We start from the raw sequence: 21,135 nt of genomic DNA, 5'->3' as shown, positions 1-21,135 counted from the left end.
AACATTGTAAGATTCAACTTCCCAAAACCTACAACACATGGAACACAACTTCAACCCAAACAAGGGAGATTACAAGTATATCCTCGAAGAAGAACGCCGTAAAGAAAACGGAGAAACTGTCCCTGAAAAAAAGCAAGAGCAACCAAGCTGGCTGGCCCGTTTCCGGAGTTATCTTTTTTTGCTTTTTTTTCGAAGATCAAGTAACCCTCGAAAAGTAAAGGCAGCAGTACCACTTTTTATTCAATTGTTCTGTTGATCCATCATCTTCATCACCAACTAAACCAAGTGTTATGCGACTCCAACATTTATTCCTGCTTTCAATCTTATATTTTAAAGCTGAAGTTAAAGCACAGGTGCAAACTCCTACTCAAACTATTCGTGGCCGTGTAGTAGATGCTGAATCACAATCACCTGTTAAGGCAGCTACAGTTACGGTTGAAGGCACCGCATTTTCAGGCATCACGGATACTGCCGGGTATTTTGTACTGCCATCTATTCCTGTTGGACGGCAACGTGTACAGGTAAGTTATGTCGGCTTTCAAACCTACGTATCTGATTATTTTATTCTGAATTCGGCGAAAGAAACTGATTTGCAGATCACTTTAGTAGAAGAAAAGAAAAGCCTGGGGCAGATAACGGTTACGGGTACCCGCAATCCGAAACAACCGGTCAATAAATATGCATTGGTCAGCGGACGTTCCTTCTCCGCCGAAGAAACACAACGCATTCCGGCAAGTGCCAATGATCCGGGTCGTATGGCGATGACGTTCCCGGGTGTACAGCCAAGCAGAGACAGCCGCAACGATATTATCATTCGTGGTAACAACCCCGTTGGTATGAACTGGCGATTGGAAGGACTGGATATTCCTAATCCGAATCACTTTGCCCGAAGAGGCAGCAGCGGCGGTGGTATTACGATTTTCAGTTTAAGTGTATTGGATAATTCAGATTTTTATTCTGGTGCATTGGCGGCTGAATATGGTGATGTATTAAGCGGTGCATTTGATGTACACTTCCGCAAAGGCAACCAGCAAAAAGCAGAACACACCTTTAAAGCCGGGATGATCGGATTGGAGTTTTCAACTGAAGGGCCTATTCAAAAAGGTAGAAGCTCCTACCTGGTAAATTATCGCTATTCATTTCTTGATATCTTAAATGCCTTTGGTATAAATCTCGTTGATGAACGTGAGCGGAATAAGTTTCAGGATATTTCGTTCAACCTTGCTTTCAACAATAAGAAGAATACGGTGCAAACAAATATCTGGGGAATCGGTGGTTACAGTAAAGAAAATTTTCTTGCGGTAGAAGATACTGCTGATTGGAAGCAGTATGATGATTATGCAGTGTACCAAAACAGTACATTGATGGGTGCGTTTGGTATTGCACAAACGATCAAGCTCAATACAAAATCGTTTGTCAAAACATCCATAGCCGTAATGGGTCAGCAGATCAAGTGGGTGGATGATACACTTACCAAACAACGTGTGGCAACGAAAGTAAATGATGAGTTGTATAATAACAACCGGGTTTCAGCAACTGTTTCATTCAATCACAAAGTAAATACCGTTGTAAATTTTAAAGCAGGTATGTATGCAAGTCTGCTGGATTATAAGTTTAATAAAGGAGAATGGAATTATTCAAACAATTCGTTTAAGCCGAATGTGATCATGGGTGAAGGAAATAGCTGGTTGCTGCAACCATACTTGCAGTTTGGAATAAAACCCAACAGCCGTATTTTGATCAACCCCGGTGTACACACCATGTACTTTGCATTGAATAAACAGTTTGTTGTTGACCCCCGGCTTTCAATGCAATATCGATTCTCTGCAAAAACAAATCTTACTGCAGCCTATGGCCTGCATAGTAAACTGTTGCCACTGGGCTCCTATTTTTATCAGTCAGGTACGTCATTCCCAAACAAGGACCTGAAGATGATGCGATCACATCACTACATTCTGGCATTTGATCAATTACTTGGAAAAAGATGGCGCTTTCATGTAGAAGCCTATCGTCAGCAATTATTCCAGATACCTGTTGTTGACAATGTGAACCGGACATACTGGATACTGAATGAAATGGAAGGTTATGCCAATGAAGCCTTGGTGAGTAAAGGAAAAGGAACCAACACAGGTGTTGATGTATCGTTGGAAAAATTCTTTTCGAAAGGTTTGTTCATGATCGCATCATTCTCTGTGTTTGATTCAAAATTTATTCCGTTGGATGGAAAATCCTATAATACCAGATTTAATTCACGTACAAGTGCATCGTGGGTGGGCACAAAAGAATGGAGATTAAAAAAGAATAAAGTGTTGCAGGTTGGTTGGAAGATGCTCTACAATGGAGGTGTGCCCCTCTCTCCTCTTGCTGCTGTGCAAAATGGAAGTACAAGACAACCATTGTTGGATGAATCAAGGCCGTTCACAGAGTTTGTCCGTCCCTACTGGCGCAGCGATGGACGTATTTCGTTGCGGAAAGATAAAAAGAACATCAGTTGGCAACTGGCGTTGGATGTGCAGAATTTATTTGCGCAGGAAAATGTTGACGGGCTAAGCAGAAGGTATGATCCTACAACCAATCAATGGACATTTAAACAGCAATCAGGTATTGTTCCGATACTCAGTTATCAGATCGATTTTTAAACTCAACACAAGAATACAAAGAAAGTTTATAGTCAACCCTCGTTATGTATCACCCAAAATCTACATTTTATGCGAATACTTATTACCGGTGCAACAGGTTTGCTTGGAAGTAACCTTGTTCGTTTATTACTTCATCGTGGCTATTCCGTTGGTGTTTTTATTCAAACAAGGTCGTACACAAAAACATTGACAGACTTGCCGATAAAAAAACATTTTGGTGATGTACTCGATAAAGAATCACTCGAAGCAGCCGTGCAGGAATACGACGTTGTGATACATGCTGCAGCAATAACCGACTACTGGCCTTCACGTTCTAAGAAAATCTGGGAGGTAAATATTGAAGGAACCAGAAATGTAGTAAGTGCCGTGAAAAAATTTAATTTAAAACGACTTATCTATGTTGGTTCAGGTAGTTCACTTAACGCACCGGGTACCGACCAGTATAAAAAGTATAAACTACCTTTTACTGGCGCAAAATACGGACTGGATTATATTGATTCAAAGTATATTGCTTTGCAACTTGTACTGAATGAAGCGAAGCAAGAAGGATTACCGGCATTGGCCATTTTGCCCACCTTTATGATTGGACCATATGATTCATTGCCAAGTTCCGGAAAACTGATTCTTGCATTGGCAAAACGAAAGTTGAAATTTTACACGGGGGGTGGCCGCAATTTTGTTCATGTAAGAGATGTTGCAACGGCTATTGCTAACAGTATTGAAATGGGACGCACCGGGAAATATTATGTAACCGGCAACGAAAACCTTACTTATCAGGATTTTTTTGAAAAAGTAACAACCGTCATTGGTGTGTCTGCACCTCCTTATAAAGTACCTGACAATATTATCAAATTCGTAGGATTGATTGGAAGTATGCGAGGAGAATTGTTCGGTAAAAAACCGATCATAACATACCCAACCTCAAAAATAGCTTGTGATAAACTTTACATCAGCAGTAAAGAAGCAGTTGAAGAACTGGATATGCCGCAAACATCGGTTGAAACGGCTATCAAAGAATGCTTTGACTGGATGAGTAATAATCCGCATCTTATACAATCTACAGCGATATGAAGAAGATAGTATTCATTTTTTTCAACCATAAGAAAATTAACCTCGTTGCTTCATTGCTTCGTACAAGATCATGGCCGTTGCTATACCTACATTCAAACTTTCAAAATCTCCTTTCATCGGGATTTTGAAAGTTTCATCACATATCTTCATCAAGCCGGGAAAAACGCCTTTCTCTTCGCCTCCCATTACAATGGCACAAGGTTCTTTAAAATCGCAATCATAAATATTTTTTGCCGCTGTCATTTCACTCGCAAACACACGAATGCCATTCAGGTGCAGATCATCCACGGCTTTCATTAAACTGTTTACTCTGCAAACAGCAATTAATTCCAATGCGCCTGCGCTCGCAAGAATGGCATCTTCGTTCAATGCCCCTACTCCTTTATCGGGAATGATGAGGGCTTGTGCACCACAGCATAAAGCAGTACGGGCGATGCCCCCAATATTCCGGATATCAGTTACTCCATCAAGGATAACAAACATTGGCACATCACCTTTCTCTACAACCCAATCAATCACTTGTTGTAAATCCTGATAACGGATCTTCGAAAGTTGTGCAATAAATCCCTGATGATCGCCTACGTTAAAGCTGTTTAGTTTTTCAACAGGCACTTTATTCACCGGCACCTGCTGTTTAAACGCAAGCTTCAGGATCTCCTCTGCTACATCGCCATGCTGGTTATTCTGCATGTAAATACGATCGAGTTGCTTTCCTTCCTGCAAGGCTTCCAGTATAGGAATACGACCAACTACTAAGGAAGATTTTTTGGGACGTTGTTGTTTTTGTCGGAATTGTTTCACAGTGTAAAGAAACAATAAAAAGAAATTCTACAAGACGAATAATTTAACTGTAGAGCTGTTTTTGTTTTTTGTACGTTTTTCGTGTTAGCAAGTCTGCTAAGGTTGGGAATAAACGAACCAGCGTGTAATAGATTTTTCCAGACAAGCCGATGATAGTTTTGTTTTTCCGTGACACAATGTTTTGGGCTATTTTTTTTGCAACATGTTCAAGGCTGGCAACATGCCATCCCTTTCTTTCATCCAGCGGAATAAATTCACCATTTGGCCCTATGGTTGTTTTGCCGTTTTCTACTGCTGTAATTCCTACATATACCAGCCCCACATGAATTTTATCTTCCCGATGCTCTATTCGCAAAGCATCTGCAATTGCGGTAAGCCCCATTTTTGCAGAGCAGTAAATGGATATAAATGGTAAGCCTTTTAACCCGGCAAGGCTTGAAATAAAAACAATACTTCCTTTTTGTTTTTTTATGTACGGGATGGCCATTTGAGTAAGCATGATCGGCGCAATGGTATTGATCTCATAAATACGTTTCAAAACATCTGCTGATACCGATTCTATTCTTCCCCGCATGGATGTACCTGCATTGTTGACTAAAATATCTATCACTCCAAATTGCTTTAATGCAAACTGAATAAGAGCTTCGGCTATTGGTACTTGTGTGATGTCTCCGGCAAACGAGTAAACTTCTATTTGTAAAGCTTTCAATTCCGCTTCAGCTTCTTTAAGGCGTGTTTCATTACGTGCATTGATAATAATTTTTGCACCACACTTGCCCAACCAAATAGCAAGGGCTTTGCCTATTCCCATAGAAGAGCCGGTAATAATTACAATTTTGCCCGCAACGCTTTCGCTCATACAAATTTCATTTTCGGATTATACTTTACAGAAAAGAAATCGCTTGAAAGAGACATGATCCAATGCGTGAAAAAAGATACAAAAAGACTGTTTGTAGCAATGGTAATATAGCAAAGTAGAATGCCATACGGAAAAGCGCCAATTGTTTCATTCATCCCTTTAGGTATGTGAGTGCAACAATATAAAGCAATATTGATAGCGACAGCCGGCCAAAAACCAAAAGCGTTGTAACACATAATGAGCAAAATACCTCTGAACAAAAATTCGTAAGCAAAGAGGTAAGCCCCCCATCCTAACGCATTTATCAGAAATCTTTTCTTTGTCCAGGTTGCAATGCGCATCTGTGGGTATGTTTCGAGGCTTTCAGGTTTCCTTGCAGCAAAGAAATTCATAATAATTATCAAAGGAGTCATTACAGCCGTATAAATCAAAGACACGTTTATATCTCCTAATTGTACGCCAAGTTCATATAGCGAATACGGCGTAAACATCAATGTCAAAACACCTGGTATGATCCCAAAAAGGAAGGCGCCGGCCAGTTTTTGAAATAACACATAGTTGATCCAGCGTTGTTCATTTGGTGATTCGGTTAGAAAAGATAGCTTGATGTTTTTATTGATTGAAAGAAACCAATAAACAGAAAAAAATATCGTAACACAAAGGATCGCAAAAACAGGACTTGTAAATTCTGGTTTCCATGCATAAAGATCATCCATAGTCAATGCCTTAATTTTTGATAATAGGAAATATGGTTTCTATTGTAAAGTCTGTGTTTTGAATTTTTCAATAGCTCTTACTGCATTTTTATTTGCTACTCTTGTTTTATAATCAAACCAACCGTCGTTGAAAGTTTTGGTCAGCAATTTGTCAATGGGCATTAGTATACCCATGCTGATGATGCCGGATATATTTTTAAGTGGATTGTGATGTAATTTCCGATAGCTTACTGCAATGCCGCCACTTTTATAAACATTGTAATGCCAATATCTGGCAGGCATAAAAAGACTATCGCCTTCTTCCTGTAAAATGGTATAACCTTTTACATAAGCAAGCCCTTCGTGTTTCTCATAGTCCGGATGGTCGAGGTTTACGTTGGAGTGAGTATTAAATGGTAGTTTGTATAGCAAAGCTGAATATTTAGGTTCGATCAGAACTATCTTTTTTTTACCATAAAATTGCGTGAGTAAAACGTTATTGTAGTCTACATCAAAATGAAGTCTTACTTCGGTATCTTTTCCTCCCATGAAAAAGAAACCGAGTTTATCTAATAAACCTTTAAAGATCCTTGGACATGAGAAATCATCTTTTAACCAAGGGCATAGCTTATAGAGATCAAAGACAAACATTCTGTAAGGACTGTACTCATCTTTCTCAATTATGTTCAGAAAATCAATCAGTTTCATTTTTACATCACCGGAATAGCTGGTTGATTTTTCGTGCGCTTTATTCCTGTTGTCAAACACTTCAATAATATTATCGCCACATTTTTCTTTGAAAAAGTCGATTGTCCATTTATTGCCTGCAGGCTGCTCCTTTGCAAGACCCTTGATCAATAACGGCTTTTGGGGAATAAAGTATTTTTTATTGAAATCTTCAGTTGATAAATCTTTTGCATCAATTATATCAACCTGCAAAGAAAGATCTAATGCCATACTGATAAAATTGGGTTTACTAAATGTGGAAGGTCACTAACAAAATACGACAGATATTTAAGAATCGCAACCCCAGTCATCATTCCAAAACCGCATTAAAAAAGCATTATTTGGTACTAAACAGCCGGTAGCAAGTATTCGGCTCTATCCTGCTGAGATATCAAATGTTTAAGTATGCCAAAAAAATATAACCTGAAGAAACATAAAAAAGAAACCCACAAGCTTTTCAGCTTATGGGTTTACTACATTGATGGTTTGTAGTGGGTTATTTTAAACCGAAAGCCTTTTTCACTTTCGATACATAATCTAATTTTTCCCAGGTAAACAGTTCCACTTTTACTTTCTTCACTTTACCATCGGGGCTCTTGAACGTTTTTTCAACCACTTCAGGTACACGACCCATGTGACCGTAAGCAGCAGTTTCGCTGTAGATCGGGTTACGTAATTTCAAACGTTGCTCAATGAAGTAAGGACGCATATCGAAGATACCTTCTACGATCTTTGCAATTGCGCCATCGCTCAAATCAACCTTTGCAGTACCGTAAGTATTTACGTTAATTGAAGTTGGTTTAGCAACACCAATTGCGTAAGAAACCTGTACCAACACTTCGCTACACAAACCGGCAGCAACCAAGTTTTTTGCAATATGACGGGTAGCATAAGCAGCTGAACGATCTACTTTAGAAGGATCTTTACCGCTGAATGCACCGCCACCATGAGCACCTTTTCCGCCATAGGTATCAACAATGATCTTACGACCGGTTAAACCAGTATCACCATGAGGTCCGCCAATTACGAACTTACCTGTTGGGTTGATGTGGTATTTAATATCGCTGTTGAACAACTTAGCGTATTTCTTATATTTTGATTTGATACGTGGGATCAGGATGTTGATCACATCCGATTTGATCTTGGCAAGCATTTTTGCTTCAGCATCAAAATCATCATGCTGTGTAGAGATAACGATCGCATCGATACGAACCGGTTGGTTGTTATCATCATATTCCAATGTTACCTGGCTCTTTGCATCAGGACGCAGGTAAGGCATTTTTGAATTCTTCTCACGACGGATAGCTGCTAATTCGATCAACAGATTATGTGCAAGATCCAATGCCAATGGCATGTAATGCTCTGTTTCGTTGGTTGCATAACCAAACATCATCCCTTGGTCGCCGGCGCCTTGCTCTTCTTTTTTCTTACGGTCAACACCTTGGTTAATGTCGGAGCTTTGTTCATGAATGGCACTCAACACACCACATGAATTTGCTTCGAACATGTACTCGCTTTTTGTATAGCCGATCTTCTTAATTACACCACGGGCAATTTCCTGTACATCAAGATAAGCTTTAGACTTTACCTCACCTGCCAATACAACCTGTCCGGTAGTAACAAGTGTTTCACAAGCTACTTTACTTTGAGAGTCGAACGCAAGAAAATTGTCGATTAATGCATCACTGATCTGGTCTGCAACTTTATCAGGATGTCCTTCAGAAACTGATTCAGATGTAAATAAATAAGACATAAATAATGAGTTTAGATGTTCCGTTGTTTTAGCTCGGAAAGGCGCAAAGATAAGCTGTGAAACAATTCAAAACTTATTGCTTGGAGTAATAGATACGCACATACATTTTTTGAGTTGGATGCGAGCCGCCACCTAACTGAACCCGGCCATAAGCCAGCGGGTTAATGTAGACTGTGCTTGATTTTCTCCCGGTAAAATCAGCAAAATAAGGTGCTGAAAGTTTGAAGTCTCTCCGGGTTGCCCGTCCATTTACAATGTTCTGTAAATAACTGGTCATGTTCATCCTATATTCTGTGATCAGATTGTTGGATGCGTCACGAATAAAATTGGTACCACCGCCTGTATAACTGTTATCGATAGTGTAGAGTGTATCACTGCGCAAATTCAATGAGAACGAATTGGCATAATAATATTGCTGGTCAAACGGAATCGGTTCTACGCCATTCGATGCATTGTAGCTGAACATATGGAGAAACGGAGGAACAAATATGTTTTCAATACTCAATGGGCCTTGGTACACCTGTTGGGCAACCAATTCCGCACGGTGAATGATGTAAGGTTTATTGCCAAGCGTATCTAATCCGGGAACTGATATCCGAACTGCTGTGCCGGGGCCACTCTGTACATACACCAAACTCGAAGGCTGGTTGGCTGTAAGAATTGGTTGCGCCGTGCTGCCTGCATAATTCCGGTAAACTTTATTGGCATTCGCACTGCGTATTGTATCAGCTACAAACGTGAAACGGGCAACTGTATTGGTATCCTTTCCTTCTCTCGTTTTTAAACGGTAGTATAAATTGATACGTGAAGTTTCACTGTTTAATACAAAGTAGTTGATCACATTTCCGCTGCTTGTGGAGTCGGGAACTACTGCAAATCCATTCAGGAAATTCTTAAATGTGGTGTCGTTCTTAAAGGCGCCATTGATATTATCCTGATCGAGCAACAAACGGCCAAACGCATCATCTAAGCGAATACGCAGTTGATTAAAGATCGTATCAGGTTTGTAATCGGCTCTGTATCCTCTTCTGATATCCGGAATTGTAACCGCTGCAGATCCAAGAAAATCAGCCGTTGAAAAATTAGGGGCTTGTGTTAACCTGTATAAAGTGGATGATTTAAATGTAGGATCAGTGATCTTGTAAACATTCACTTTCGATACTGCATTCGTGTCACCATAACCACCCGAAAAAGCAAGTGATAATACACAGGAATCAAGAAATAAACTGTCTTTGGCTACCGGAAAACTGAATGGGTACAAGGTAGGCAGCATTTGGAAATACATCGCTGCGGTTGTGGTACCAAACATCGGGTCGTTGATATAACCCAAAATATGTTGATCGCCTTTTGCAATATAAGACGAATCGATCTCTATGAAATTAGTGGTTACAACGGGTAACAGCATGGTATCTGTTATCAACCGATCGCCACCTGGTAATAAATCGCCACCTAACGTTGTACGCTCTAATTTGGTACAACTGCTGATCAATATCACAATAAAAAGAGGGATAAACAAAAACGAACTTCTTCTGCGCATCTCCGGTGTGAGAAAATTCATAGAATGATGACAATATTATTTCGACGAAAGGTCGGTATATAGTTGTAAATAGTCTGTTAAATCACCATCTGGTTTAAATGGTAAAACCTTTTTGCCACGCACTTTGCCAAACTCTTCCAGCAGTTTCTTATCTACTTTTTCAGCACCAAATGTAATGGCGTCTGCATATGTAGCACCACCACGGAACATGGCTGTGTTGTTGACATCTTTGTATGGTTCCAGGTCTTTGTCTTTAATACTTGCATGAATATTCGCAAGTTTTAAAAACTTTGCCCCCAGCTTTTCTTTAAATGTATTTTGACCAACAGTATAAATGAGTTTACTGTTTCCAAAAACAGGCTCTTTTTTATACGCTGTTTGCAGATACATTGGAATAAGCCCCGTCATCCAGCCACTGCAATGAATAATATCCGGAGGCCATCCGAATTTCTTTACAGTTTCCAATGCGCCTTTGCAAAAGAAGATGGAACGGAGATCGTTGTCATCAAACCATTTTTCATTTTCATCATGATAGATGAATTTGCGTTTGAAGAAATCTTCATTTTCCAGGAAGTACACCTGCAAACGGGCATTCGGGAGAGAAGCAACTTTGATCTGGAGTGGATAATCATCGTTGTCAATTGACACGTTGATACCACTTAAACGTACTACTTCGTGCAAACGGTGACGGCGTTCATTGATCACACCAAAACGGGGCATGATACATCTGATCTCGAATCCACCATCATTTGCTTTAATTGCCAGCTGATTAACGATCGAAGAAAAATCGGTTTCTTCCAGATACGGAGACATTTCACTGGCAATAAATAAAATTCTTTTCTTTGCTGCTACCATTACTGATTGTTAAAGAATCATTACCTATTTAATAAGGTGTGCAAAGGTAATGGATTTTAGCCAAAAGGCTTGTTTTTCCAAAGCCGCACCATTAAAAATCAACCATTCATGCTCATTTTTCATACGATTCAGCAGTTAAAACAGCATCTCGGGTTACAGCAGGCAAAGGGGAGGCAGGTTGGTTTTGTACCAACCATGGGTGCCCTCCATGCCGGGCATTTATCATTGATTGCACAAAGCAAGCAGGAAGCCGGTTTTACAGTATGCAGCATTTTTGTAAACCCCACCCAGTTTAATGACCCGAAGGATTTTGAAAAATATCCGGTCACGATCAAAGCTGATATTGAGTTGTTGCTGACAGCGGAAACGGACGTGCTCTTTCTTCCTTCCGTTCAGGAGATTTACCCGAATGAATCCGCAGAAGCTGAACAATATGAATTAGGCTTTTTGGAAACGGTACTTGAAGGCAAATACCGGCCGGGCCATTTTCAGGGTGTTTGCCGGGTAATGCATCGGTTGTTGACGATCGTGAATGCCGATCATTTATATATGGGGCAAAAAGATTATCAGCAGTGCATGGTGGTGTCGCATTTGATCCAAACAAAAAACATCGCCACAAAAATGCACATCGCTCCTACCCTTCGTGAAGCAGATGGGTTGGCGATGAGCAGCCGGAACATGCGATTAAATGAGGAACAACGAACTACTGCCGCGGCCATTTTTCAAACCCTTTCTCAAATGAAAGTTGAATTGAAACAAGGCCCTCTGTCGGATGTGAAAAAACGAGCCACAGCCTTTCTTGAATTAAAAGGATTTCGGGTTGATTATACCGAACTGGCGCATGCTGATACATTGGCGTTACTTGATCATTGGAACGGCACCGATCCCGTGGTAGCAGTAATTGCAGCGTATTTAGGCGAGGTTCGCCTGATCGATAATATGGTTTTGACTGCTGCTGATTAAATTAATCTAAACTTTCAGTGTAACATTCAGCGATTTCAAGTACGAGATACGAAGTGAGAAGTACGCAATCGTACCTCTAACTTTGCACTTCGCATTTTTGACAACTTTCCTTATAAATTTGCCAAATGGAAATTGAAGTATTAAAGTCGAAAATTCATCGGCTTACGATTACAGAAGCCAACCTGCACTATGTTGGCAGCCTTACATTGGATGAAGACCTGATGGACGCCGCCAATATGATCGAGTATGAAAAAATTCAGGTGGTGAATGTAAATAACGGGAATCGTCTTGAAACCTACCTCATAAAAGGAAAACGTGGAAGTGGTGTTTGTTGTTTGAACGGACCGGCTGCCCGTCAAGGTTCTGTGGGAGATGTGGTAATTATCATATCTTACGCAACCATGGATTTTGAAAAAGCGAAAAGCTTTACACCATGGGTTGTGTTTCCGAAAGAATCAAATAAACTTTAGACAGGCTCATACATTATGCTGAAGAAACGAATCATCCTCGCTGTACAGTTCTTATTTTTCCTCGGGCTTGGATTGTTTCTGGTATGGTGGATGGCCCGTGGTATTGATGACAAAGGTTGGGCACAAATAAAAGTTTCGTTACAACAAGCCAACTACTGGCTTTTCGTTCCTGTATTTGCGATGCTTCTGCTCAGTCATTATGTACGTGCTCTGCGTTGGAAAATATTAATGGAACCATTGGGTTATAAACCCGGCACTTTTAATGTATTCAATGCCGTTATGATCGGTTATCTCGCCAACCTTGCATTTCCCCGTTTGGGTGAGGTGCTGAAATGTACATTGCTTGCACGTTACGAAAAAGTGGCTCCCGATAAATTAGTTGGTACTATCGTAGCTGAACGTGCCATTGATCTGGTTTGTTTGATCACTGCATTTGTGATTACGATTCTTTTGCAGATCGATACTGTTGGAACCTATGCACTGGATCTGCTGAAAGGAATTTTCAAGGGCAAAGGAGATGGCTTTTCGTGGTTGCGACTTGGTATGATATTGGGCATTACTGCTTCTTTCATCCTTGTTTGTTATTGGCTCCTCTCCCGTTTTGCACACATCCGTATTATTCAACGTATCAAGAATGTGATCAAAGGCATCTGGCATGGCCTAAACAGTGTGCGGTATATTAAACAACGTCGTTTATTCCTTGTTCATACTGTGCTTATCTGGACATTATATTTCTTAAGCAGTCGGGTTGGTTTTTATGCGATGGAAGAAGTATCGCACCTTGGTACACGTGAAGCATTTTCCATTTTATCGTTTGGCAGCATTGGGATGATCGCTACGCAAGGCGGTATTGGTGCGTATCAATTTATTGTACAGGAGATATTGATGCTCTATGGCCTCTCACAAATTACAGGCTTTACTTTCGGATGGATCTTGTGGATCGCTCAAACATTGGTGATCTTATTGGGTGGCCTGGTTTGCTTTATTCTTTTGCCCGTTCTAAATCGTAAACGCAATGAAAGCAACGAAACACATTTTCCAGAAAATACTTAATGCACATCAGCTTCAACAGGAACTGATGCGCTGGCGCAAATTCAGTAAGAAGATCGCCTTTACAAATGGCTGTTTCGACATACTTCATGCCGGTCATATTCATTCGCTGGTGCAGGCAGCATCGTTTGCGGATGTGTTGATCGTTGGACTCAACAGCGATGCTTCCACCAAGCGATTAAAAGGCGATAACCGTCCGGTGAATAATGAACAAAACCGTGCGTTGTTGCTGGCTTCGCTGGTAATGGTTGATGCGGTAGTTTTGTTTGATGAAGACACTCCTTTTGAATTGATCTCCTCGGTTATGCCCGATGTAATGGTAAAAGGTGGCGATTACACAATTGATACAATTGTTGGCGCAAAAGAGGTAATTGCTAATGGTGGTACGGTGGAAATAATTCAACTGGTGGAAGGTTTATCAACCACATCACTCATTCAAAAAATTGAACGGCTTTAAGTTTTTGCAAAAACTTAATCTTACAACTGTACAGCCCTTCTTAATTTTAAGGTAGTTATTCCCGATAGTTATGGCATCAGAAAAACGCAAGACGATTGTTCGAGATATTAGTTGGTTATCTTTTAATGCAAGGGTATTGCAGGAAGCCAATGATCCTTCTGTTCCGCTTCGTGAACGGGTTCGTTTTCTTGGTATTTTTTCCAACAACTTAGATGAGTTTTTCCGTGTTCGTGTAGCCACGCTTAAGCGCATGGCTGAGTTTGGCGAAAAAGCCAAAGACAAAATGCACATGGAAAAAAATCCACAGCAAATTCTGGAGCAGATTCAAGACATTGTATTGCAGCAGCAAAACGAGTTCAACCGCATTTGGGCACAAATGCAACAGGAGTTGAAGAAAGAAAAAATATTTCTCGTTACAGAGAAGCAATTGAACCGGGATCAAAAAAAGTTTGTTGAAACTTTTTTTGATGAAGAAGTGCGGCAGGAAGTGATTCCATTGATGATCGAGGGCAATCCGCAAACGCCCTATCTCCGTGAACGTTCGTTGTACTTGGCAGTAGCCATGACCACAAAATCGAATGCTTACAAAAAAAAGTATGCATTAATTGAAATACCGGCCAAGTTCAAACGCCGTTTTGTAAAACTCCCCTCGCCTGCCGGTCAGCACTATATCATTTTGATGGAAGACGTTATTCGTCATTGTTTGCCAAAGATATTTTCCTTCATGGGCTTTGACGATTACAGTGCGCATATCATCAAAGTAACAAAAGATGCGGAGCTGGATATGGATGCTGATGTAAGTACATCACTCATTCAAAAAATTGAAAAAGGACTAAAGAACCGTCGGAAAGCAAAACCGGTACGCTTCATATATGATAAAGAAATTGATGCAGGTTTGTTGGAGTATTTGATCCGCCGCTTGCATCTTACACGACGAGACAATATCATCCCGGGAGGCCGTATTCATAATTTCCGTCATTTTATGGATTTCCCCGGCGATGTATTTAAAGTAAAGCACGAACGGAAAAAACCATTCCCCCACCCTGTTCTTCGAAAAACGATCCGTGTAACGGACGAAATTATACGCCAGGATTTGTTGATGCATTTCCCGTATCATTCATTTGATGTGGTGATCGAATTGTTACGAGAGGCTGCGATGGATCCCGATGTAAACGAGATCAAGATAACGGCATATCGACTGGCAGAAAATTCCAAAGTGATCAATGCATTGGTAAACGCTGCACGTAATGGAAAGAAAGTAACGGTGATGCTTGAATTACGTGCCCGTTTTGATGAAGAAGCAAATCTTGAATGGAAAGAAAAACTGGAGGAAGAAGGTGTACGTGTATTGCTGGGTGTACCCAATATTAAAGTGCATGCTAAGCTTTGTGTGATCAAGAAAAGATTCAATAACAAAACGGTACAATATGGATTTGTGAGCACAGGAAATTTGAACGAGAGTACGTCCAGAGTATATGGCGATCATTGTTTGCTTACTTCCAACCGGAAGATCATGGCCGATATCAACCGCATCTTTACATACCTCGAGTATCCTGTATTAAGCAGGGTCAAATATTTGCGTCAATGTAAAACATTGTTGGTTTGTCCGACCAGCATGCGTCGCCAGTTGCTGGTGCTCATTGATAACGAAATTAAAAATGCACGGAAAGGATTGAATGCTTTGATCATTCTTAAAATGAATAGCCTGAGCGATGAACAATTGATCGATAAATTATCGGAAGCTGCAAAGGCAGGTGTAGAGATCAAGCTCATAGTGCGTGGTATTTTTTGTATGCTTACCGAAAGCAGTAAGTTTAAAGTACAGCCGGTTGCCATCAGTATTGTTGATCAATACCTGGAGCATAGCCGTGTGTTGATATTTCACAACAATGGCAAAGAGAAAGTTTATCTATCTTCGGCAGACTGGATGATTCGTAATCTTGATCACCGGATTGAAGCTGCTGTTGAAATAACCAACAAAGGCATTCAGGAGGAGTTGAAAGAATGCATCAACATTCAGTTAAAAGATAATGTAAAAGCGAGGATACTGGATAACAACCTGTTGAATGCATATGTAAAACGGAAAGGAAAGACGGTGCGTTCACAGGTGGAGATCTATAATTTCCTCCACCAAAAAATTCTGAAACAACTTGAAACTGGCCGCCATTGATATAGGAAGTAACGCCGCCCGACTGCTCATTACCGAAGTGGATGAAAATGAGAAAGGGCCTCCTCAGTTTAATAAACTCAATTTGATACGTGTTCCACTGCGTTTGGGATTTGATGTATTTGAAACCGGTGCTATTCCAAAAGGAAAGATCAATAAGGTAATTGAAACTATCAAGGCTTACAAACATCTGCTCAGTATTTATGATGTACAATATTTAAAAGCCTGCGCCACTTCTGCCATGCGTGATGCAACCAATGCAGATGATATTATCCGCAAAGTAAAAATGGAAACAGGTATTGAAATACGTGTGATCAGCGGAGATGAAGAGGCTTCTTATATTTACGAAAACCATATTGCCGAAAACTTAAATAAAGATCACTCCTATTTATACATCGATGTAGGTGGTGGAAGTACCGAACTTACATTTTTCAATGCAGGTAAACTTGTTTTTAAAGAATCCTTTAATATCGGTACAATCCGTTTATTGAAAGGCCATGTAAAAGAACTGCAGTGGGATGAGTTGAAAGATTTTATTAAGCTGGGTGTAAAAGGCAAGAGCGATATTATTGCAATCGGCTCTGGTGGTAACATCAACAAAGTATTTTCATTATCGAAACGAAAGGAAGGTAAACCTCTCCCACTCGAATTACTGCGTGATTATTTTAAAGAGTTCAGCAGCGTATCGCTGGAAGAAAGAATGAAACTGTACAAACTTCGTGAAGACCGTGCTGACGTAATTCTTCCTGCACTGCAGATCTACATCAATGTAATGCGGTGGGCAGGCATTGAAGAGATCTATGTACCAAAAATTGGTTTGGCCGATGGGTTGGTGCATATGTTATACGATGAAGTAATAAGTAAGAAATTCAATACGTCAACTCTAGTTTTGTAATTTCAGCATTTCCCAATTTCAAAATTCCAAAATTGAATGTCTGTCAATAAAGAGATCAAACGTGTTACCACAAACACGCTGCAAAAAATGAAAGAGAACGGTGAAAAAATTTCAATGATCACCGCTTATGATTTTTCGTTTGCCAAACTGTTTGATGCAGCAGGGATTGATGTAATACTTGTGGGCGACAGTGCCAGCAATGTAATGGCCGGGCACGAAACAACTTTGCCGATCACGTTAGATCAAATGATCTATCATGCACAATCAGTTTTACGGGGTATTCATCGCTGTTTAGTGGTGGTTGATCTGCCGTTTGGTACGTATCAGTCCAACTCAGATATTGCATTGGCTTCTGCTATCCGCATTATGAAAGAAACAGGTGCACATGCCATCAAACTCGAAGGAGGTGAAGAAGCGGTTGAATCGATTAAACGCATAGTTGCGGCAGGTATTCCGGTAATGGGACATTTAGGATTAACACCACAATCGATCTATAAATTCGGCACGTACACAGTTCGTGCAAAGGAAGAAGACGAAGCGAATAAATTACGTAACGATGCATTGTTGTTACAGCAAGCCGGTTGCTTTGCCACGGTGTTGGAAAAAATTCCTGCTGCACTGGCCAAAGAAGTATCAGTAAACATACAGATCCCTACGATCGGAATTGGAGCCGGCAATGATTGCGACGGACAAGTATTGGTGATGCATGATATGCTCGGCATCAACACAGAATTTAAACCAAGATTTCTACGAAAATATTTAAACCTTCATGAGCAGATCACCACTGCAGTTCAACAATATATTGGTGATGTAAAGAGCGGTGATTTTCCAAATGAAAAAGAATCGTACTAAAAACGAAACGAAATAAAAAAGGGAGCAACTGCTCCCTTTTCATTTATACTTCTTTCAGTTTATTTCAAATTAGCCAGCGCAGCTTTGATCCGCTTATATGCTTCTTCAATTTTTTCCAAACTGTTGGCAAATGATAAACGAATACAATCCGGTGTTCCAAATGCACGACCTGTAACAGTTGACACATTTGCTACATTCAACAGGTACATACAAAGATCATCTGCATCGTTGATTTGATTGGTGCCATCTGATTTTCCAAAGTAATAACTCACTTGCGGAAACACATAAAATGCGCCATCGGGTTCCGCAACTTTCCAGCCCGGTACTTCGCTGATCAGTTCCATTACACGTTTTTTTCTGCGCTCAAATTCTTTGGTCATCGCTACTGTTGGTGCCTGATCGCCTACTAAAGCATCGATCGCTGCCCGTTGTGTAACAGCATTGGTACCGCTTGTAAACTGACCTTGTAATTTTTCGCAGGCTTTTGCTACATCCACATTAGCAGCAATATAGCCTAAACGGTAACCCGTCATGGCATAACCTTTACTCAGGCCGTTTACGATGATCACTTGATCTTTAATAGCATCAAACTGTGCAATGCTTTCGTGTTTTCCTACGAAGTTGATGTACTCATAGATCTCATCAGAAATAATGAAGATGTCTGGATGATTGGCAAATACATCCGCCAGGCTTTTCAACTCTTCTTTTGTATAAACCGATCCTGAGGGATTGCATGGCGATGAAAACAAAAACACTTTGCTTTTTGCAGTGATCGATGCTTCCAGTTCAGCAGCAGTGATCTTGTATTTGTTTTCCATTTTGGTTGGAAGAATAACCGGAACACCTCCGGCAATTTTTACCAATTCAGAATAAGTAACCCAGAATGGTGCAGGAATAATTACTTCTTCGCCAACATCAACTGTTGCTAAAATAATGTTTGCCAAACTTTGCTTTGCACCTGTTGAAACAACAATGTTCTCCGGTTTATAATCAAGTCCGTTATCACGTTTTAATTTTACACAAACTGCCTCACGTAAATCAACATAGCCCGGTACCGGGGTATAATGACTATAGTTATCATCTACCGCTTTTTTTGCAGAATCTTTAATATGTGTTGGTGTATCAAAATCGGGTTCACCTAAACTAAGGTCAATCACATCCACACCCTTTGCTCTTAATTCACGGCCGAGCTTTGCCATTTTCAACGTTTCCGGTTCACTGAACCTGCTTAACAGAGAAGAAAGTTTCATTTGTTGATTAGATTATAAATTATTTGTGTGCCGCAAGTTACCTGATCTGTTCCTATTGATTGTTAGTTATGCCGAATAATTGAAAGCGATAACGAATCTGCTCCGCCACGTGCCAGGTATCCCTTCAGCAACAGCGAATACACGCCCCCCTTTTCAAAATTGAATTGATAAAGTTTTACAATGTTGTTGTTGCTGCGTTTCCTGATTTTTACATACACAATCGAATCTGCATAAAAATTTTGAAACGCAGCTGTTGAAAGAATCTCTGATTGGTTGTAGGTGCCTGCATAAATTTTGGAAGCCATCACTACAGAATCTTCTGCAGGGTTGATAGGACGGGTTGTTACAATGTCAACTGTATCAGCATCCGGACTAAGGTGTACCAATCTTATTTTTGATCTCTTCCCCAACCCGACAGTATCAAGGTTATCTGTGAGAAAAAAATACTTAAGAGATGATTGTGCAGTCGAATCACTCACAAAAAAAGATAGTTTTCTACCTGTATTGGTAAACAACCAACTTGCAAGTTCGGCGGTACCTTTTTTCAGTTTATAATTATTGAAACCACTGTCGAGTGTTGTGTAACTAACTGTGGGCTGAAGACCTGTTACATAATTGAGTTGTCCGATCGACCGCTGGTTTTGCAACAGTTCAAGAGCGCCCGAATTGGGCGAAGCATTGATCAGCAATACATCGGTTGTTGTACCGGGCACCTGATCTTTTTTGCAGGACGCAAATATGATCATCAACACAATACATAAAAGCAATTTATTCATCCTCATTTTTCGTAGGTCATTTTAAATTTCGACAGATCAGGCTGGTGTTTTCGCTCACGCTGTAATTCATATTCGTAAACCGTTTTTCCTAACTTCTCCAAAAACGGTAAGCCGATCGTATCATAATCGTACTTGTTATCATTCAAAATACCATCACTGTTACAATAAATGGTGGCACTCAGCATAAATTCAATGTTCTTTTCAAAATCAACAATGTAAGCTACATCAGTTAAGAATCCATACGACCACCCCACTTTGTTAAAAATGCGGATATGCTTCGGTATCGAAGATTTCTTTTGTGTGCCAAACATCAGGAATTTGCAATAAGCATCAAAAAAATGTGTGGTATCGTATTCCGGAAACTTCGTTTCTCCGGGCAGCTGACTCATGTATTGATAGAGAAACCTGTAATCATCCTCCGAAATATTAAATCGCTGTTTTTCCGGAACTGTTTCGGGGAACAAAACTGTTCGCAACATGTTGTGCAGATCGGCCAGGTAAACCCTGTTCTTTTCACTAAAGTCCATCGGTTTGTTTACCAGCTCATCTTTCTCATTCAAATAACCTTTTCCTAAAAAAGCAGTTCGTTTGATGTATGGATAAGCGCTTGTGATCAATGGTTGCTGATGTAAAATAGTTCCGGCACTATCTCTCAAACTCACCGGGTTGGTGGTTCGGTGCAGTTGTTCCGGCATCGTAATCGCAAGGCGACGAATGATCTGAGCATCGGTATATCCCTTGGCTGTGAGTTGATCGTGCAGGTATTGTTGGCCGAGGAATTCATACAACCTGTTATTGGCATCGTTATCACTCACCACAAAAATCTTTTTGATATAGTGTTCGATGGTTGGCCGGCCATCGGGCGATGTTGGATCATTATAAACAGCGGATAAACCTTCGGTTCCTTTTTCTGTGATCAGCGTTGTTGAACGATGAATACCCAACCGGTTCAGCTTTTCCAATGCAAGAAAAGCCACAGGCATTTTAACGGTAGATGCCGGGTAGAAATAGTCATCGGGCTTGAGGTTCAACGGAAAATCGGTAAACCGGGGCCTGTTCTTTTTATCCCGATCGATACGGGTATAGATCACCTGCACCCGAAATGAATCACGGTTTTTGAGCACTTGCGAAAACGCATCCGGCTGTTGCGCCAGCAGATTTTCGAGAAAATTTTCGTTGGCAACCACAGTTTTACCGGTTTTGCAGGCTTGGAAAATGAAGAGAAAAGCGAACCCAAAACATGAAAAAAACACCCATTTGAACATGGCCAAAAATAAGACATAAACAGCAACCACAAACAGGCTTAGGATAGTGGAAAA

The 21,135-nt window shown here is 40.4% G+C and carries 19 protein-coding genes; 9 read left to right on the top strand and 10 right to left on the bottom strand.

Features of this window, described 5'->3' with window-relative positions:
• The first annotated feature begins 290 nt into the window (after window positions 1–290).
• Together WG989_RS17085 and WG989_RS17080 are read left to right on the top strand one after the other, a co-directional pair.
• Entirely contained in the window at window positions 291–2,639 is a 2,349-nt protein-coding gene (locus WG989_RS17085) for a TonB-dependent receptor (RefSeq protein ID WP_340431260.1), read from the top strand.
• Between the two features lie 69 nt (window positions 2,640–2,708).
• Entirely contained in the window at window positions 2,709–3,710 is a 1,002-nt protein-coding gene (locus WG989_RS17080) for an NAD-dependent epimerase/dehydratase family protein (RefSeq protein WP_340431259.1), read from the top strand.
• A 36-nt stretch (window positions 3,711–3,746) separates the two neighbouring features.
• Here the strand turns inward: WG989_RS17080 and rlmB are convergent, their stop codons facing one another.
• The 7 genes from rlmB to WG989_RS17045 all read right to left on the bottom strand — a co-directional run bounded on the left by rlmB (window position 3,747) and on the right by WG989_RS17045 (window position 10,936).
• Window positions 3,747–4,511 (bottom strand): 23S rRNA (guanosine(2251)-2'-O)-methyltransferase RlmB, encoded by a 765-nt coding sequence (gene rlmB, locus WG989_RS17075; RefSeq protein WP_340431258.1) that lies wholly within the window; start codon window positions 4,509–4,511, stop codon window positions 3,747–3,749.
• A 43-nt stretch (window positions 4,512–4,554) separates the two neighbouring features.
• Window positions 4,555–5,370 carry an SDR family NAD(P)-dependent oxidoreductase gene (locus WG989_RS17070; RefSeq protein WP_340431257.1) on the bottom strand — a complete coding sequence of 272 codons (816 nt, stop codon included), beginning with the start codon at window positions 5,368–5,370 and terminating at the stop codon, window positions 4,555–4,557.
• Window positions 5,367–6,086 carry a CPBP family intramembrane glutamic endopeptidase gene (locus tag WG989_RS17065; RefSeq protein ID WP_340431256.1) on the bottom strand — a complete coding sequence of 240 codons (720 nt, stop codon included), beginning with the start codon at window positions 6,084–6,086 and terminating at the stop codon, window positions 5,367–5,369. The genes WG989_RS17070 and WG989_RS17065 overlap by 4 nt, the downstream gene beginning before the upstream one ends.
• Window positions 6,087–6,125: 39 nt before the next feature.
• Window positions 6,126–7,022, bottom strand: a complete 897-nt coding sequence (locus tag WG989_RS17060; RefSeq protein WP_340431255.1) for a cupin-like domain-containing protein — start codon at window positions 7,020–7,022, stop codon at window positions 6,126–6,128.
• 265 nt (window positions 7,023–7,287) lie between these two features.
• Window positions 7,288–8,544, bottom strand: a complete 1,257-nt coding sequence (metK, locus tag WG989_RS17055; RefSeq protein WP_340431254.1) for a methionine adenosyltransferase — start codon at window positions 8,542–8,544, stop codon at window positions 7,288–7,290.
• A gap of 73 nt (window positions 8,545–8,617) precedes the next feature.
• Window positions 8,618–10,102: a DUF4270 family protein gene (locus WG989_RS17050; RefSeq protein WP_340431253.1), complete on the bottom strand. Its 1,485-nt coding sequence runs from the start codon at window positions 10,100–10,102 to the stop codon at window positions 8,618–8,620.
• A gap of 15 nt (window positions 10,103–10,117) precedes the next feature.
• Window positions 10,118–10,936: a glycogen/starch synthase gene (locus WG989_RS17045; protein ID WP_340431252.1), complete on the bottom strand. Its 819-nt coding sequence runs from the start codon at window positions 10,934–10,936 to the stop codon at window positions 10,118–10,120.
• A gap of 108 nt (window positions 10,937–11,044) precedes the next feature.
• On the opposite strand from WG989_RS17045, the gene panC reads away from it, so the two are divergent.
• The 7 genes from panC to panB all read left to right on the top strand — a co-directional run bounded on the left by panC (window position 11,045) and on the right by panB (window position 17,790).
• Window positions 11,045–11,899, top strand: coding sequence for a pantoate--beta-alanine ligase (panC, locus tag WG989_RS17040; RefSeq protein WP_340431251.1), 855 nt, complete (start codon window positions 11,045–11,047; stop codon window positions 11,897–11,899).
• A 125-nt stretch (window positions 11,900–12,024) separates the two neighbouring features.
• Window positions 12,025–12,369, top strand: coding sequence for an aspartate 1-decarboxylase (gene panD / locus WG989_RS17035; protein ID WP_340431250.1), 345 nt, complete (start codon window positions 12,025–12,027; stop codon window positions 12,367–12,369).
• Between the two features lie 15 nt (window positions 12,370–12,384).
• Complete coding sequence (locus WG989_RS17030; protein WP_340431249.1) at window positions 12,385–13,422, top strand: lysylphosphatidylglycerol synthase transmembrane domain-containing protein; 1,038 nt, start codon at window positions 12,385–12,387, stop codon at window positions 13,420–13,422.
• Window positions 13,385–13,876 (top strand): D-glycero-beta-D-manno-heptose 1-phosphate adenylyltransferase, encoded by a 492-nt coding sequence (gene rfaE2 / locus WG989_RS17025; protein WP_340431248.1) that lies wholly within the window; start codon window positions 13,385–13,387, stop codon window positions 13,874–13,876. Before WG989_RS17030 ends, rfaE2 begins: the two co-directional genes overlap by 38 nt.
• 70 nt (window positions 13,877–13,946) lie before the next feature.
• Window positions 13,947–16,046, top strand: coding sequence for a polyphosphate kinase 1 (gene ppk1, locus WG989_RS17020; protein WP_340431247.1), 2,100 nt, complete (start codon window positions 13,947–13,949; stop codon window positions 16,044–16,046).
• Window positions 16,027–16,938 carry a Ppx/GppA phosphatase family protein gene (locus tag WG989_RS17015; RefSeq protein ID WP_340431246.1) on the top strand — a complete coding sequence of 304 codons (912 nt, stop codon included), beginning with the start codon at window positions 16,027–16,029 and terminating at the stop codon, window positions 16,936–16,938. Before ppk1 ends, WG989_RS17015 begins: the two co-directional genes overlap by 20 nt.
• Before the next feature lie 36 nt (window positions 16,939–16,974).
• On the top strand, window positions 16,975–17,790 hold the full coding sequence (gene panB / locus WG989_RS17010) for a 3-methyl-2-oxobutanoate hydroxymethyltransferase (protein ID WP_340431245.1): 816 nt from the start codon (window positions 16,975–16,977) through the stop codon (window positions 17,788–17,790).
• A 59-nt stretch (window positions 17,791–17,849) separates the two neighbouring features.
• Here panB and WG989_RS17005 read toward each other — a convergent pair whose 3' ends face one another.
• The 3 genes from WG989_RS17005 to WG989_RS16995 all read right to left on the bottom strand — a co-directional run bounded on the left by WG989_RS17005 (window position 17,850) and on the right by WG989_RS16995 (window position 21,003).
• Window positions 17,850–19,040 (bottom strand): pyridoxal phosphate-dependent aminotransferase, encoded by a 1,191-nt coding sequence (locus WG989_RS17005; protein ID WP_340431244.1) that lies wholly within the window; start codon window positions 19,038–19,040, stop codon window positions 17,850–17,852.
• A 62-nt stretch (window positions 19,041–19,102) separates the two neighbouring features.
• Window positions 19,103–19,816, bottom strand: a complete 714-nt coding sequence (locus tag WG989_RS17000) for a DUF4397 domain-containing protein (protein WP_340431243.1) — start codon at window positions 19,814–19,816, stop codon at window positions 19,103–19,105.
• Between the two features lie 2 nt (window positions 19,817–19,818).
• A complete protein-coding gene (locus tag WG989_RS16995; RefSeq protein WP_340431242.1) occupies window positions 19,819–21,003 on the bottom strand; it encodes a serine hydrolase in 1,185 nt (394 codons plus the stop codon).
• Between the last annotated feature and the right edge of the window lie 132 nt (window positions 21,004–21,135).

Source organism: Lacibacter sp. H407 (assembly GCF_037892605.1).
GTDB lineage: Bacteria > Bacteroidota > Bacteroidia > Chitinophagales > Chitinophagaceae > Lacibacter.
This window is presented reverse-complemented; position numbering and strand designations above follow the sequence as displayed.

Coding starts and splice junctions, on each gene's coding strand:
- WG989_RS17045 (WP_340431252.1), bottom strand. CDS start 10,936: ATGGTAGCAGCAAAGAAAAGAATTTTATTTATTGCCAGTGAAATGTCT.
- WG989_RS17070 (WP_340431257.1), bottom strand. CDS start 5,370: ATGAGCGAAAGCGTTGCGGGCAAAATTGTAATTATTACCGGCTCTTCT.
- WG989_RS17000 (WP_340431243.1), bottom strand. CDS start 19,816: ATGAATAAATTGCTTTTATGTATTGTGTTGATGATCATATTTGCGTCC.
- WG989_RS17050 (WP_340431253.1), bottom strand. CDS start 10,102: ATGAATTTTCTCACACCGGAGATGCGCAGAAGAAGTTCGTTTTTGTTT.
- WG989_RS17080 (WP_340431259.1), top strand. CDS start 2,709: ATGCGAATACTTATTACCGGTGCAACAGGTTTGCTTGGAAGTAACCTT.
- panC (WP_340431251.1), top strand. CDS start 11,045: ATGCTCATTTTTCATACGATTCAGCAGTTAAAACAGCATCTCGGGTTA.
- WG989_RS17005 (WP_340431244.1), bottom strand. CDS start 19,040: ATGAAACTTTCTTCTCTGTTAAGCAGGTTCAGTGAACCGGAAACGTTG.
- ppk1 (WP_340431247.1), top strand. CDS start 13,947: ATGGCATCAGAAAAACGCAAGACGATTGTTCGAGATATTAGTTGGTTA.
- rfaE2 (WP_340431248.1), top strand. CDS start 13,385: ATGAAAGCAACGAAACACATTTTCCAGAAAATACTTAATGCACATCAG.
- WG989_RS17065 (WP_340431256.1), bottom strand. CDS start 6,086: ATGGATGATCTTTATGCATGGAAACCAGAATTTACAAGTCCTGTTTTT.
- panB (WP_340431245.1), top strand. CDS start 16,975: ATGTCTGTCAATAAAGAGATCAAACGTGTTACCACAAACACGCTGCAA.
- WG989_RS17060 (WP_340431255.1), bottom strand. CDS start 7,022: ATGGCATTAGATCTTTCTTTGCAGGTTGATATAATTGATGCAAAAGAT.
- metK (WP_340431254.1), bottom strand. CDS start 8,544: ATGTCTTATTTATTTACATCTGAATCAGTTTCTGAAGGACATCCTGAT.
- WG989_RS17030 (WP_340431249.1), top strand. CDS start 12,385: ATGCTGAAGAAACGAATCATCCTCGCTGTACAGTTCTTATTTTTCCTC.
- panD (WP_340431250.1), top strand. CDS start 12,025: ATGGAAATTGAAGTATTAAAGTCGAAAATTCATCGGCTTACGATTACA.
- WG989_RS17085 (WP_340431260.1), top strand. CDS start 291: ATGCGACTCCAACATTTATTCCTGCTTTCAATCTTATATTTTAAAGCT.